The organism is Bradyrhizobium cedriense (assembly GCF_054602315.1).
The window spans coordinates 181168-194403 of sequence record NZ_JBTSWB010000001.1 but is presented as its reverse complement, the minus strand read 5'-3'; the positions used below and the strand labels follow the sequence as shown (position 1 = coordinate 194403).

12 protein-coding genes and 1 pseudogene are annotated in these 13236 nt (G+C 64.0%); 6 read left to right on the top strand and 7 right to left on the bottom strand.

Annotated elements, in window-relative coordinates:
- Positions 1–2: 2 nt before the first annotated feature.
- Together ACYCVF_RS00970 and ACYCVF_RS00965 are read right to left on the bottom strand one after the other, a co-directional pair.
- Entirely contained in the window at positions 3–1664 is a 1662-nt protein-coding gene (locus ACYCVF_RS00970; protein WP_459596654.1) for a thiamine pyrophosphate-binding protein, read from the bottom strand.
- Positions 1665–1921: 257 nt separating this feature from the next.
- Complete coding sequence (locus ACYCVF_RS00965; RefSeq protein WP_459596653.1) at positions 1922–2668, bottom strand: metallophosphoesterase family protein; 747 nt, start codon at positions 2666–2668, stop codon at positions 1922–1924.
- A gap of 215 nt (positions 2669–2883) precedes the next feature.
- Between ACYCVF_RS00965 and ACYCVF_RS00960 the strand changes: the two are divergent.
- Together ACYCVF_RS00960 and ACYCVF_RS00955 are read left to right on the top strand one after the other, a co-directional pair.
- Positions 2884–3570, top strand: a pseudogene (locus ACYCVF_RS00960) (aspartate/glutamate racemase family protein).
- Between the two features lie 137 nt (positions 3571–3707).
- Positions 3708–4115, top strand: a complete 408-nt coding sequence (locus tag ACYCVF_RS00955; RefSeq protein ID WP_459597939.1) for a nuclear transport factor 2 family protein — start codon at positions 3708–3710, stop codon at positions 4113–4115.
- A gap of 24 nt (positions 4116–4139) precedes the next feature.
- Here ACYCVF_RS00955 and ACYCVF_RS00950 read toward each other — a convergent pair whose 3' ends face one another.
- On the bottom strand, positions 4140–4895 hold the full coding sequence (locus ACYCVF_RS00950; protein WP_459597937.1) for an HAD family hydrolase: 756 nt from the start codon (positions 4893–4895) through the stop codon (positions 4140–4142).
- 169 nt (positions 4896–5064) lie between these two features.
- Here ACYCVF_RS00950 and ACYCVF_RS00945 point away from each other — a divergent pair, with 169 nt between their 5' ends.
- Both ACYCVF_RS00945 and ACYCVF_RS00940 read left to right on the top strand, forming a co-directional pair.
- Positions 5065–5913, top strand: coding sequence for an SDR family oxidoreductase (locus tag ACYCVF_RS00945; protein ID WP_459606492.1), 849 nt, complete (start codon positions 5065–5067; stop codon positions 5911–5913).
- A gap of 122 nt (positions 5914–6035) precedes the next feature.
- Positions 6036–7304 carry a serine hydrolase domain-containing protein gene (locus ACYCVF_RS00940; protein ID WP_459606493.1) on the top strand — a complete coding sequence of 423 codons (1269 nt, stop codon included), beginning with the start codon at positions 6036–6038 and terminating at the stop codon, positions 7302–7304.
- 57 nt (positions 7305–7361) lie between these two features.
- Here ACYCVF_RS00940 and ACYCVF_RS00935 read toward each other — a convergent pair whose 3' ends face one another.
- Entirely contained in the window at positions 7362–8249 is an 888-nt protein-coding gene (locus tag ACYCVF_RS00935) for a dienelactone hydrolase family protein (RefSeq protein ID WP_459596650.1), read from the bottom strand.
- Positions 8250–8958: 709 nt separating this feature from the next.
- Here ACYCVF_RS00935 and ACYCVF_RS00930 point away from each other — a divergent pair.
- Complete coding sequence (locus ACYCVF_RS00930) at positions 8959–9537, top strand: MarR family winged helix-turn-helix transcriptional regulator (RefSeq protein ID WP_459596649.1); 579 nt, start codon at positions 8959–8961, stop codon at positions 9535–9537.
- Between the two features lie 12 nt (positions 9538–9549).
- Here the strand turns inward: ACYCVF_RS00930 and ACYCVF_RS00925 are convergent, their stop codons facing one another.
- Complete coding sequence (locus tag ACYCVF_RS00925; protein ID WP_459596648.1) at positions 9550–10497, bottom strand: hypothetical protein; 948 nt, start codon at positions 10495–10497, stop codon at positions 9550–9552.
- Between the two features lie 815 nt (positions 10498–11312).
- Between ACYCVF_RS00925 and ACYCVF_RS00920 the strand changes: the two genes are divergently transcribed.
- The gene (locus ACYCVF_RS00920) at positions 11313–12083 is read left to right on the top strand and encodes a response regulator transcription factor (RefSeq protein ID WP_459596647.1); all 771 of its coding nucleotides are present in this window, start codon (positions 11313–11315) and stop codon (positions 12081–12083) included.
- A gap of 176 nt (positions 12084–12259) precedes the next feature.
- Here ACYCVF_RS00920 and ACYCVF_RS00915 read toward each other — a convergent pair whose 3' ends face one another.
- Complete coding sequence (locus ACYCVF_RS00915) at positions 12260–12718, bottom strand: hypothetical protein (RefSeq protein ID WP_459596646.1); 459 nt, start codon at positions 12716–12718, stop codon at positions 12260–12262.
- A complete protein-coding gene (locus ACYCVF_RS00910) occupies positions 12715–13227 on the bottom strand; it encodes a flagellar biosynthesis protein FlgN (RefSeq protein WP_459596645.1) in 513 nt (170 codons plus the stop codon). The genes ACYCVF_RS00915 and ACYCVF_RS00910 overlap by 4 nt, the downstream gene beginning before the upstream one ends.
- Between the last annotated feature and the right edge of the window lie 9 nt (positions 13228–13236).

The following is a 13236-nucleotide window of genomic DNA, read 5'->3' as shown; positions in this document are numbered from 1 at the left end:
GCCTAGGCCTTCACCGCAGGGACGAAGTCCTTGCCGACCGAGATCGCGCGCGGATCGATGATGCAGTGGAGGATCGCCGGCTTGCCCGAGGCCAGCGCGCGCTCGAACGCCGGCGCGAACTCTTCGGTGCGCTCGACGCGCTCACCATGACCACCGAACGCTTTCGCGTACATCGCGAAGTCCGGATTCTTGAGCTGGGTGCCGACGACACGGCTGGGATAGTCGCGCTCCTGGTGCATGCGGATGGTGCCGTATTGCGAATTGTCGATGATGATGACGATCAGCGGCGCGTCATACTGCACGGCGGTCGCGAATTCCTGGCCGTTCATCAGGAAGCAGCCGTCGCCGGCGAAGGCGACGACGAGGCGATCCGGATATTGCCGTTTGGCGAGCACGCCCGCCGGCACGCCATAGCCCATCGAGCCCGAAGTCGGCGCGAGCTGGGCCGCAAAGCTGTGGTAACGGTGATGGCGATGAATCCAGCCGGCATAGTTGCCGGCTCCGTTGCAGACGATAGCGTCCTTCGGTAGGCGGTCGCGCAGCCAGGTCATCACCTGGCCGTACTGGAACGAGCCCGGCAGCTCGCGCGCCTTCTCGGTCCAGGCGAGATAATCAGCATGTGCCTTGGCGGCCTCGCCCTTCCAGGCCACCGCGCCGGCGGGCTTCAGCTTCTCGACGGCGGCGGCGAAGGCGGCGGGCGTCGCCTGGATCGCAAGCGCCGGCTGATAGACGCGGCCGAGCTCTTCCGAGCCCGGATGCACATGGATCAGCTTTTGCTGCGGGGTCGGAATGTCGAATAGCGTATAGGACGAAGACGGCATCTCCGACATGCGGCCGCCGATGAGCAGAATGACATCGGCGCCCTCGATGCGCGCCTTCAGGCCCGGGCTCGGCCCGATGCCGAGATCGCCGGCATAGTGCGAATGGTCGGCATCGATCAATGCCGCCCTGCGGAACGAGGTCGCGACCGGCAGGTCGAACCGCTCGGCAAAGCGCGCAATGCTCTTGGTCGCCTCATCCGTCCAGCGCGAACCGCCGAGAATGACGAGCGGCGCCTTGGCGCTCGCAAGCATCGCACCGACGCGTTCGATATCGGCAGGCGCCGGCCAGCTCACGGCGGGCTCGATGCGCATGGCATCGGCAACGGCGGCGGTCTCGGTCAGCATGTTCTCCGGGAGCGCGATCACCACCGGGCCCGGGCGGCCCTGCATGGCGACGCGGAAGGCGCGCGCGACCAGCTCCGGAATGCGGTCGGGGCGGTCGATCTCGACGGCCCATTTCGCCATGGAGCCGAACACCGCCTTGTAGTCGAGCTCCTGGAAGGCCTCGCGCTCGCGCATGCCGGTGTCGACCTGGCCGACGAACAGGATCATCGGCGTCGAATCCTGCATCGCGATATGGACGCCGTGGCTGGCATTGGTCGCGCCGGGGCCGCGGGTGACGAAGCAGACACCAGGCCGCCCCGTGAGCTTGCCATAGGCCTCCGCCATCATCGCCGCGCCACCTTCGGCGCGACAGATCACGACGTCGATCGGGCTGTCATGCAGCGCATCGAGCGCCGCCAGATAGCTCTCGCCCGGCACGCAGGTGACGCGCTCGACGCCTTGGGCGACGAGCTGATCGATCAGGATCTGGCCCCCGGTGCGGGTGTTGCGAATGGTCATGTCGGCTCCCTCAAGGCTTTGGCGATGCCCCTCACCGCCTCGCAAGAATTTCGTTCGGACGTGGCGTAGGACAGGCCGACAGCACGCGCAAGATCGAAAGGCTTTTCGCAGCCTGCGCAGGCGGCATGCCGGTCCTTGCCGTTTGCACGACCGCCCCTGCCGCGGCCGCTTGAACAGACTCGCGAACAGATACCGGAGGGCTTGGAGCTCCGTGGCGTCAGCGCGAACCAGGGGATGCGGTTCTGACCAGTGCCGGCCTAATGGCGCTCCGGCCGAACCCAACCGGTTGCAATCGCGCTCGCCCAGGTGAGCATGCCCTTGCTGCGCGCCAGCGCGGCCATGGCCGCGCTATCGTAGGGCACATAGCGGATCGTCGCGGACCAGCCTCCTCCGGCATGCTCCAATATGGCGTAGCACGCGTGGGGCGTGCCGACCTCAACCACGTAGGGCACAGGCAACTTTCCGTCGTAACCAGGCAGCCCGACGCTGCCGGGATTTACGACCAGCCGTCCATCCCTCAGACGAACGACCCTCGGAATATGAGTGTGCCCGCACAGGATGATTTGGGCAGCGATCCCCTCGGCTTCGGACTCGATCGCCTCGATCGGACTGGCGCGCACGCCGCCGTCACCGGCTATATGATCGAGCCAGAAGGCGGCATCGTTCCTGGGTGACGCATGGCACAGGAATACCCGGTCTCTGTACATCAGCGTGGGTGGCATGCTTGCCAGCCAGTCGAAATGCTTGCGCGCAAGTTGCTGGAAATCACTGCGCGCCGAAGTGCCCGCCTGCCGGAGCTCCAGGAGGATTCGGTCCTGATCGCCCCGCACCGAGGGAAAGCCCCGCTCGATGAGCAGGTCTGCAGTTCTTGCCGCCTCGAGCGGTCCGCTGACGTGGTCTCCGAGATTCACGACGTCGTCGATACCGAGCGCGGCAATGTCCGCAAGGACTGCATCCAGCGCCGGACGATTCCCGTGCACATCCGCGATCGCAGCAAACTTCATCTGGCCCTTCCAGTCGAGATAGCCGACGATTCACGCAATGCGGGACGATGCAGGGCTGGGTTCTCTTTAGCTGCATTTGTAGAAGCGCCCGCAAGCTGAGGATCAAATCGGCGCGGGGGAACAATGACACAACGAAGGCGCCGCAATCAAGGGACGGCTACCGGGCTTCGGCGTCTTCGTCTACGATCCGATTGAATTACTGCTGGAGCACTTGCATGCAAACCATCGGCCTGATCGGGGGCATGAGCTGGGAGAGCACCGCGCTCTATTACAAGCTGATCAACGAGCGGGTCCGCCACCGCATGGGCAAGCTGCATTCGGCACCGCTCTTGATGTATTCCTACGATTTCGAGGAGATCAAACAGATGCAGTACGCCGGCCGCTGGCAGGAGGCGGCGACCAGCCTGGCGGAAGTCGCACGGCGGCTCGAAAGCGGGGGCGCGTGCCATCGTGCTCTGCACGAACACGATGCACAAATTGGCGCCCGAGATCACGGCCAGCGTGACCGTTCCGTTCATCGACATCGGCGACGCGACGTCGCAGCGGATTCGGGCCAGGGGATACCGGCGGGTCGGGCTGCTCGGCACCAAGTTCACGATGGAGCAGGATTTCTACATCGACCGGTTGCGCGCCCGTGATCTCGACGTCCTGATCCCTCCGGCCGACGAGCGTGCCGACGTGAATCGCATCATCTACGACGAGCTGTGCCCGGGAACGTCGCCGCTCCCTCGCGCCGTCGCTACCAGGAGGTGATGGCAGCGCTCGTCGCGCGCGGCGCCGAGTGCATGATCCTCGGCTGCACCGAGATCACGATGCTGGTCGGCCAGGACGACACCTCGGTCGAGACGTTCGACACGACGGCCATTCACGCCGAGACGGCAGCCGACTTTGCGATCGGATGATTTGTCTTCCCCACCTGCCTCCTGCCGGACCTCGCGGGATAGCCGACAGAGCGGGCGCGAATTTGAATGCTGCACTGCGGCCAAAATCGACGGAAGTCGCGCTTGATTTTTGCCTGTCCTTGCGTCACCCGAGAGCGATGGGAAATGACATCAAAGTCATCGCCGCCAACGCGGCCTTTTACGCCGCGTTCTCAGCGGGCGACTTTGCCGGCATGGAGCGGATGTGGGCGGATGACGACGCCATTTCCTGCATTCATCCCGGCTGGCCAGCCATCATCGGGCGCGCCACCGTGATAGGAAGCTGGCGCGACATCCTGCAAAACCCGGAGCGGCCGCAGATCGTCTGCGCCGAGCCGCAGGTAATCGTCGACGGCGACAGCGCGCGCGTGCTCTGCATCGAGATCGTCGACGGCACCGCTTTGGCCGCCGCGAACCATTTTCGCCGCGTCGGCGACGACTGGCGCCTGGTGCACCATCAGTCCAGCCCGATCGCGCAAATTGTCGAACAGGTTGAGGACGATAGAGCGAGTCACCGCGTCCACTGAACGTAGCGATCACGCGAGCGTGATCTACTGTGCATGGGGTTGTTTTTCAGTTTTTTGTTTGGCGGCCCCGAGTTCCGACAGATCGTCCAGCACGACGAGCGCCTCGGTGAAGTCATCGTCTCCAAAGAACATGCTGCGCGTGATCAGAACGGGGATGCCGGCGCGCGAGGCCGCAACCAGGCCGTTGGCGGAATCCTCAATCGCGACGCAGTCCGACGCGCGCAGCTTCAGCCGCGCCAGGATCTCGAGATAGACGTCCGGCGCAGGCTTCTTGTGCCGCACGTCATCGCCGGCGACGATCGCGTCGAAATCCCCGGCCCAGCGCTCGCCCAGCGCCTGCGAGAGCAGCGCATCGATATTGCCGTGCGAGGTGGTGGTCGCAATTGCCAGCCGCTGGCCGCGCGCCCGGGCCGCAGTGAGCAGATCCGTCACGCCCGGCCGCAAGGGGCAGCAGCCGGTCTCGACCAGTTCGGCATAATGCGTGGTCTTGATGCGGTGGAGTTCTGCAATGTCCAAGTCCGAGAATGGTGGAGCCATCCCCAGCCTTGCGTGGTAGGCGCGCATGCGCTCCTTGCCGCCCGTCACTCGCAACAGCTGCTTGTAGACGGTGCGGTCCCAATGCCAGTCGAGACCTCGGCGGGCGAAGGCAAGGTTGAAGGCCTGGCGGTGCAGTTCCTCGGTCTCCGCCAGGGTGCCGTCGACGTCGAAGATCAGCGCCGCCGCGCGCCGGATCAGCTCGTTGGCATCGCATCGCGCCGCCGCGGGCGCTTCCGCCTGCATGATCGACTCCATCGCCAACGAATCCTCCCTGAGCTACCTGTTCCGTGCGAGCATTGCCCGCAGTGGCAGGCGAGACAAATCGCAATATCTTTTGCCGGACCCAAAAATCTCTTATGAGCGAGAGGCGCACGGCGGCGCGAACGGGAACTCCGACCTGCACAGGAGACGCATGCGGCTCTTCATCCTTGGCCTCGGCTACAGTGCCCGGCACTTCGTCCGTAGGCATGGCGAGAGCTTCTCGCATGTCGCCGGCACTGTGCGCGACCCCGCGCAGCGGAACGGTCTCTCCGGCCTCGAGGTGCATCCGTTCTCCGGCGGCCGTCCGTCGCACGAGACGGCCCAACAGGTTCGCGATGCCGATGTGCTGCTGGTCTCGATCCCGCCCGGCAACGCCGGGGATCCCGCGCTCGCGGCGTTCGGCGACGGGCTGGCGAACGGCCGGCGCAAGGTCGTCTATCTCTCCACCATTGGCGTCTATGGCGACCACGCCGGCGGATGGGTCGACGAGAGCACGCCGCCGCAAGCGACGCTCGAGCGAACGCGCATGCGAGTTGCTGCGGAGCAGGCCTGGACCGACGTGACGCACGGCGATGCCGCGATCCTGCGGCTTGCCGGCATCTACGGGCCTGGCCGCAACGCGCTGGCGACGCTGCGCGCGGGAAGCGCCCGGCGCATCGTCAAGCCGGGGCAGGTCTTCAACCGCATCCACGTCGACGACATCGCAAGTGCGATCATGGCCGCGCTTCATTGCCCGCACGGCGGCACGTGGAACGTCTGCGACGACGAACCCGCGCCGCCGCAGGACGTGATCGCCTATGCGGCGAAGCTGATGGGCGTGGCGCCGCCGCCCGAGGAGGCGTTCGCCACCGCCGAGATGTCGGCGATGGCCCGCAGCTTCTATGCCAGCAGCGCCCGAATCTCCAACGCCAAGGTGAAGCGCGAGCTCGGCGTTTCGCTGGCCTACCCCAGCTACCGGCACGGCCTCGACGCGCTGTGGCGCGCGGGCGAAGGCCGATAGGGTTCCGGCATGTCGACGCCTCCCAGACATTCCCTCCGCGCGCTTGACTTCGCTCCAGTGCGGTCGTGATCTAGGCATCGCGCGAGCCACCGCACAACGAGCTCGCATCTCGGGAGGATGCAATGAACAAGACGATCGCCATGATCGCGGCGGCGGCTGCCGTCATCACGCTCGGTACAGCGCGCGCCGCACCGCTGCCCGAAGCCAACCCTGACGATGTCGGCTTCTCCAAGCAGGGTCTCACCCGTCTCGACGACTTCTTCGCGCGAGAGATTGCCGCCAAGCGCGTGCCCGGCGCAGTCGTCGCCATCGCACGTGACGGCAGGCTCGTGCACTACAAGGCCTATGGCCAGCTCGATCCGGCCAAGGGCACCCCGATGCCGGTCGATGCGATCTTCGCGCTGGCCTCGATGACCAAGCCGATGGCCGCGGTGGCCGGCCTGACGCTGATGGAGCAGGGTCGGTTGCCACTCCAGGCCAAGCTGTCAAACTATTACCCCGGCTTCGCCGACATGAAGGTCGGCGTGCCCCAGGCTGACGGTTCGCTCAAGCTCGAGCCGCAGGCTTCGCCGATCTTCATCCACGATCTGTACCGGCATACGTCGGGATTGATGTATGGCGGCCGGCCGGACTCATCGAGCCCGGTCGCGCGACAATATCCCGATGGCATTGCACCGGCGATTGAAGGCGACACCCAGGCCTTCATCGACCGCATCACCAAATTGCCATTGGCGCATCAGCCCTCGACCGAGTTCGAGTATGGTTTTTCGATCGACGTGCTCGGCGCAGTCGTCGAGAAGGTGAGCGAGCAGAAGCTCGGCGACTATCTCGCTGCCAATGTCTGGCAGCCGCTCGGCATGAAGGACGCGACCTTCCACCCGACCGACGCGCAGCGCCCTCGCCTCGCCCGCCCGTTCGCGAACGATCCGCTGACCGGCAAGCCGCAGGCCATCAAGCTCCTGGACACCCCGACCAGGTTCGATTGTGGCGGCGCCTGCTCGTTCGCGACGGTCGGCGACTACATCCGCTTCGGACAGATGCTGCTCAACGGAGGCGAGCTGGACGGCCAGCGCATCCTCGGTCCGAAGACCGTGCACCACATGACGGCCAATCACCTCGGCCCCGAGATCAAGAACAAGGTGGCCAATGTCGAGCCGCATCGCGGCGGATTCGGCTTCGGCCTTTCGGTGGCGGTCCGGACCAGCGAAGGCTTGTCGTCAGTCCCCGGTAATCCCGGCGAGTTCACCTGGAATGGTGCCTACGGAACACAGTTCTTCTGCGATCCCAAGGAGCGTCTCGTAGTTGTGGTGGGGACGGCGGCTCCGGGAGAGCTCAGGAAATATTACCGCGAGCAGGTCCAGGACATCGTCTACGGTGCGATGGTGAAGTGAGATCGCTGCGTCCACATCAAAAGGGCGGCCGACCGAGCCGCCCTTCGAAACCATGCATCAGCTCAAGACCCCGTATTTCTTGAACCAGGCCTGCGCCTGCTTCCAGGCATCTTCCGCGGCCTCCTTGCGATAGCTGCCGCGATAGTCGGCATGGAAGCCGTGCGGCGCTTCGGGGTAGATCTTGAAGTCGGCTGGCTTCTTGCTCTGCTCGAGCGCCGCCTTCATCTGTTCGACCTGGGCGACGGGAATGCCGGTATCGGCGCCGCCATAGAGACCGAGCACCGGCGCCTTCATCTCGGGTGCAAGCTGCATCGGGCTCTTCGGCCACAACGGATTGGCAGGATCGACCAACGTGCCATAGAAGGCCACGCCCGCCTTGAGCGTGCCGCTGTGGGCGGCATATTCCCAGACCGTGCGGCCGCCCCGGCAGAAGCCGATGATGCCGAGCCTCGTGGTGTCGCCGCCTTGCGATCCCGCCCATGCCGCCGTCGCGTCGAGATCGGACAACAGCTCGGCATCCGGCTTCGCATTGACGATCGGCAGCAGGTCCTTGATGTCCGCGACTTTGGTCAGATCGGTGCCCTTGCGGAAGTAATAGTCGGGTGCGACCGCGAACGCGCCGAGCTTGGCGAGGCGCCGAGTCACGTCCTTGATGTATTCGTGCAGGCCGAAAATCTCCATCGCCACGATGATCACCGGCGCCTTGGGGTTGCCTGCCGGCCGGGCGAAATAGGCGGGCATCTCCTCGGAACCGACCTTGATCCTGGCATCGCCGGCCTGGAGGCCGCTGGTGTCGGTCGTAATCGCCTCGGCGCGGACCGGACCCGCCGCAAGCGTATAGCCTGCTGCCACGGCCGCGGTGGCACTCATGAATCCGCGGCGCGACACCGGGGCACTCTTGGGCAGCCCGACGACGTCTGATGTCATGGAGGTTTCGAAGCTCATCGGTCTATCCCTTCCTGCTCATTGCTCCCCCGGAGCGGCGCATTCGCCAATAGTTGCCGGCCAAACGCAAGTCACCAGCCTGCGAGCACGCTCACTTCGCGCCAGGCCGTCTGGCCCGCGATCACGCAAGCCGCTGCTACACTCAGTGAAGTCGCCGAATGCGAGGATGCCGGCGATCGCAGCTGCCAATGCGGCATGGTGACGTTGAACGGAGCTGCGCTCCGATGGCCGTCCGGCATTCCCGATATCGTGTGTGCAGGATTTAACGGTCTACCTGCATTGCAGCGCAACATCCATTAACCGAAGAAAACGGTTCTCTCCCGGCCGGCCAAGCCGCCAGCCGTTGTAGCGAATGCTCCTGTCGGCGCACTCGGAGCGCCCAGGCGCAACAAATGGCAGTTGCAGTGGCGACAATGACACATGATGTTGCTCGCACATCGCACATCCTCGCCAATTGGCCTGCGGCCGCCGTCATTTGATTGAAATTTTCGCAGTATCCGGGCGTCGCGATTTACTCGAACTTTCTTTGTGACGCCCTAGTTCCACGGCCGGAAAGTTCCTTCTCCGGAAACGGGCAGGCTGCTTCCCCCCACGCGCGATCAGCCGCTCCATAACGGACGACGGAGCGCCCGCGGGCTTCACTCTCGTCGACTCAGATTGCGCTGCCCAAGGCTCAATTGACTAAACGTTGATCCGATCTGGAACTGAAATGAATTTGGCTCGCGAATCGATTGAACTGTTGGAGCAGGCCGCGCGCATTCTGTGGTTCGAAGGCACCAAGCATGGCTTGCGCGACCGCGAATGGATGGCGCTGCGCTTCCTCTCCCGGGCCAACCGGTTTTCCCGAACACCGTCGGCGCTGGCGAGCTACGTCGGCACCACGCGCGGCACCGCCTCGTTCATCATCGGCGAGCTCGAGCGGCTCGGTTACCTGGAACGAAAGCGCTCAGCCACGGACAAGCGCTCGGTGATGTTGAGCGTCACGCAGCAGGGCAAGAAGTTCCTGGTGCGCGACCCCGTCAACGTCCTCGTCGAGGCGATTGCCGTCCTCGACGACGAGGTCAAGATCCGTTTCCGCGACACCTTCCGGCACGTGCTGGATCAGTCGGATGCCGCCGAGCAGCGGCACCACACCGACGTTTGCAAGCGATGCATCTTCCTGCGGGAAGATCGCACCACCACGGACGGCAAAACGACCGTCGAGTTCAGCTGCCGCCTGTTTCGTGCAGCGATCGCGGAGGCGGAGGTCGATCTGCTATGCACCAGCTTCGAGCATCACCGTCAATAGAAGGCGGCACGATCAAGGCGTTGCGTTGCGTGACGAATAGATGACGCCGCCGCTGGCTTCTACCACCAGGCGCCCGTTCTCATTCCTGATCTCTTCGATGCGGCCAAGGCCCGGCACCTGTTGCCCCAGCACGGCCTCGACGACGCCGTTCGGGCCTTGTAGGATCGCAATCCCTTCATAGGCTTGTCGCACCGACCAGCCCTTGATGGTCTTGCGCGGCGCCGACATACGCTCGGGCGCAGGCACCGAGCCCGTGAATTCGGGCGCTGCAACAGAGGCCATCATCGGCCCTTGCTGTGACGCCGGCTGCGATTGCACCATTGCCGGCGCCTGGACCTGGGCCTGCACCTGAGCGAGCTTGTCGAGCTTGGCGGTCGAGGACGAGCTCACCCGCTCGATCCGATCCAGGTTCTCGGCAAACCTGCCGAAGCGATCATTCGTCACCTTGCTCGATTGATCGACGGCCGTGCGCAACCCGTCGAGATTTTCCGACACACCCGACACCTGCTTGCGCAGTTGCGCGACGGTCTCTCGCAGGTTCCTGATTTCGGCATTGGCCACAGCGTTGTTCTGAGCGGGCTGCGTGGTGAGATAGGCGATCACGCCGGTGCAGGCGCAGACCACCAGCATGGCAGCGGCGGCCAGGGTTGCGAGCGGCGCGACCCATGTCGGACGGGGGGGCGGCGGCTTCGCCACGATCACGGCGGGCTTGATCACGGCCGGCGGAGGTTTCGGGATCGCCATCTTGTCGAGGCGCGCTTTGGCCCGAATGCGCTTCAGCCCCTCGAGCGCCTCTTTCGCGAGGGCTTCGTCGCTCGCCGCGGCCGATGCACGCTTCGCGCTCGCAGCAGGCTTGCTCGCTCCCGTCGCATTATTTGGTTCGCGCGTCTCCGAAGCTGGCTTCGCCGCCGCGGAAGCATCCGCGGTCGCGCTTGGACGAACTTGTCCATCGGACAACATGTGAAAATGCTCCGTTCAATTCGATCTGTCGAACGGCGACGTTAGTTGCCGAAGCTTGCCTGAAACGTACGCAACGAAAGCCGTTCATCTCGCGCGATGCGACATCGCGTGAGCCATCGCGTCATGCACATGGCGATAGTGCGACTCGAAAGACACACACTCGCCGAGATTTTGCCAAGCTTGAGTCCTCTCGCCACGCGTGAGTCGAATTGACGCATGTGGAAAGACGGGCGCGGGTCTCAATCCGGGGTTGAAAACCCCGCAACCTGCACGACCCGCAGCGAACTCAAAATGGCTGTAATTCCGCGGGGATGCGGAACCTTAGACCCGCCACGGTGCAAAGTAGTTAAACATACAAATCAACTGATGCGATTGAACACACCAAGAAACAACCCGAAACGAATCAACAGCATCAAGCACGCGTAGCAATCGCTTTACTACGCACGCTTGATCGGAAATCGGCAATTGTTACGGTCCTACTCAAGTGATTCTCGCGAGTTGGCGAGGAGATCGACACAGTCCAGCGGTGTTAGGACGCGATGAGCAACTTGGCGCAACTGTTCTAGGTCGTTTCTCAATCCGCTCCGCGCGGTGGTCCGTAGGACCCCCGCCGAGCCTCACCTCGTAAGCGTTCAGTATCGAGTCGAAGTAGCAGGCCTGCGAACGCAGGCACTGAATGCGTAGGGCTGCCCGTGAACATCGACACCATAACAACGGTTCGCGGGAAGGAATGTCGTCAAACAGCATCGTTGCCGAGCCGGAGCATCACAACAACCAACCGGCCGCAACAAGTGCGAAACAGGGGCGAAAGACTGATGTATATTATCGTTGATGATCGCGAGAGCGTCGCGAACAGCTACGTTGGAGGGCTCGTTCGCGAAGGCGTGTCGTCCATCGGGTTCTCCTCCGGGGAATTCTGGGACTGGCTGCGATCTGCGAGTGAATCGGATCTCGCGGCGGTGGATGCCTTTCTCCTCGGGGATTGCGATGCCCGCGGAAGCCTGCCGCGAGCGATGCGCAAGCGTTCCTCGGCTCCCATCATCGCCATGAGCGGCCAGAAGATGCTCAAGAACACGCTGGAGCTGTTCGAATCGGGCGTCGATGACGTCGTGCACGTCCCGATACACCTGCGCGAGATCCTCGCCCGAACGGCCGCGATCGCGCGCCGCCGGGTGGGCGAGCTGCCGAGGCCCTGCGAGAGCAGGATCCAGGTCTTCTTCAACGGCCGTGACCCCGAGATCGCGGGCCACGCCCTCACCCTGCCCCGCCGCGAACTGCGCATTCTCGAATATATGGTTGCCAACCACGGCAAGTGGATCACCAAGACGCAGATCTTCAACGCGATCTACGGCATCTTCGAGTCCACATTCGACGAGAGCGTGATCGAGAGCCACGTCAGCAAGCTGCGCAAGAAGCTCCGCGACCGCCTCGGCTTCGACGCGATCGTGGCCCGGCGTTACGTCGGATACCGCCTCAACATCCCCGCTGGCGAGGTCCTTGACGAGCCGGTGCAGGAGCTCGACGAGGTCGGCATCCTCCTGAACAGAGCGCATGCTGCCGCGGCGGCATATCCGGCCGGAAACTGACACTGCAGGAAGCTGCGACGAAGCTGCCGGCGGCCTCTGCGAGCGCTTCGCGGAGGCCGTTGCACTTTCAGCGACAGAGACGGCAGGACAAGACTTTGCGCTCGCGACACAACCGTCGGGGTGCGGGCTTCAGGTGCCCTTTTGGGCTCCCCGAAACTCTGCCCCAACAGCCTGAGCTAAGGCTTCTGCTGGAATTCTTCCCTGGACACGTAGTTGAAGTCCTCGACCAGAACGTCATGGACGATTTCAGCCTGCATCCGCTCGTTGACGCGCTGCTTGATGGCCGTCGTCAGGATGGAGAGGTCGTAACGGGCGAGCTTCCTGAAGTCGAGACGCTCGTCGGCATAGATCCGGCGAAAGGCCTCGTCGACGACGAACGGCTCCGGCGGAACGCCGAGTTGGTGCAGGGTCCGTCCCTCCACCGTGTAGACGAAGCGCGCGACGATGTAGCCCTGCACGCTGCCGTTCTCGACCATGGGAACGCTCAGTGCCCGCGTCTTCTGATACTGCAGCCCGTCGAGATATTCGTCCTTCGCCGGCAGCAGGCTGCCGTTCTCCTTCCAATAGGCGACGGCATAGCTCGTGCCCGCGGTAAGGATGCATACCCAGAGCCCGGCCAGCAACAGTCTGATCATTTTCCGTCCTGCGCTGCGCGGCCGGTATAGGTGCCGTCCGACTCGGCTTCCCTGACCGCCTTGACGATGATGCTCGCGACCTCCCGCACCGCATCGTAGTGCATTTCGAGAATCGAGCGATTGCGCTCCAGCTTCTCACGCAGCCGCTGAATCTCCTCCGTGATCTCGACTTCGCCGCCGAGGTGCATTCGGGCCCGCATCAGGCGGACGAATTCGAGCATGCTCCGGCTCTTCCGCGCGCTGAAGTCGTCGAAATCGATCTTCTGACCAGTCGTGAGTGCGACTGTCTCCTCCTCGACGATACCGGCGAGCCGGCGGATTGCGGCCAGCAGGCCGCGCACCTCGTCCGATCTCACCGCATCCGCGGCATCGACCATCGCTTCGCCACCCGCGAACGGCAGCAGGACGGGCAGCAACACATCGCTTGCTGCCGTTTCCGTCGTCATCACCTCGGTCTCCGCGACCGCCTGGTCCAGCGCAACGGCCGCGGCGCTTTCTTCTAGCTGCATAGGAAATTC

Bases quoted from the DNA above. Each gene is read 5' to 3' on its own strand.
- ACYCVF_RS00970 (WP_459596654.1), bottom strand. From the start codon at position 1,664: ATGACCATTCGCAACACCCGCACCGGGGGCCAGATCCTGATCGATCAG.
- ACYCVF_RS00965 (WP_459596653.1), bottom strand. From the start codon at position 2,668: ATGAAGTTTGCTGCGATCGCGGATGTGCACGGGAATCGTCCGGCGCTG.
- ACYCVF_RS00955 (WP_459597939.1), top strand. From the start codon at position 3,708: ATGGGAAATGACATCAAAGTCATCGCCGCCAACGCGGCCTTTTACGCC.
- ACYCVF_RS00950 (WP_459597937.1), bottom strand. From the start codon at position 4,895: ATGCAGGCGGAAGCGCCCGCGGCGGCGCGATGCGATGCCAACGAGCTG.
- ACYCVF_RS00945 (WP_459606492.1), top strand. From the start codon at position 5,065: ATGCGGCTCTTCATCCTTGGCCTCGGCTACAGTGCCCGGCACTTCGTC.
- ACYCVF_RS00940 (WP_459606493.1), top strand. From the start codon at position 6,036: ATGAACAAGACGATCGCCATGATCGCGGCGGCGGCTGCCGTCATCACG.
- ACYCVF_RS00935 (WP_459596650.1), bottom strand. From the start codon at position 8,249: ATGAGCTTCGAAACCTCCATGACATCAGACGTCGTCGGGCTGCCCAAG.
- ACYCVF_RS00930 (WP_459596649.1), top strand. From the start codon at position 8,959: ATGAATTTGGCTCGCGAATCGATTGAACTGTTGGAGCAGGCCGCGCGC.
- ACYCVF_RS00925 (WP_459596648.1), bottom strand. From the start codon at position 10,497: ATGTTGTCCGATGGACAAGTTCGTCCAAGCGCGACCGCGGATGCTTCC.
- ACYCVF_RS00920 (WP_459596647.1), top strand. From the start codon at position 11,313: ATGTATATTATCGTTGATGATCGCGAGAGCGTCGCGAACAGCTACGTT.
- ACYCVF_RS00915 (WP_459596646.1), bottom strand. From the start codon at position 12,718: ATGATCAGACTGTTGCTGGCCGGGCTCTGGGTATGCATCCTTACCGCG.
- ACYCVF_RS00910 (WP_459596645.1), bottom strand. From the start codon at position 13,227: ATGCAGCTAGAAGAAAGCGCCGCGGCCGTTGCGCTGGACCAGGCGGTC.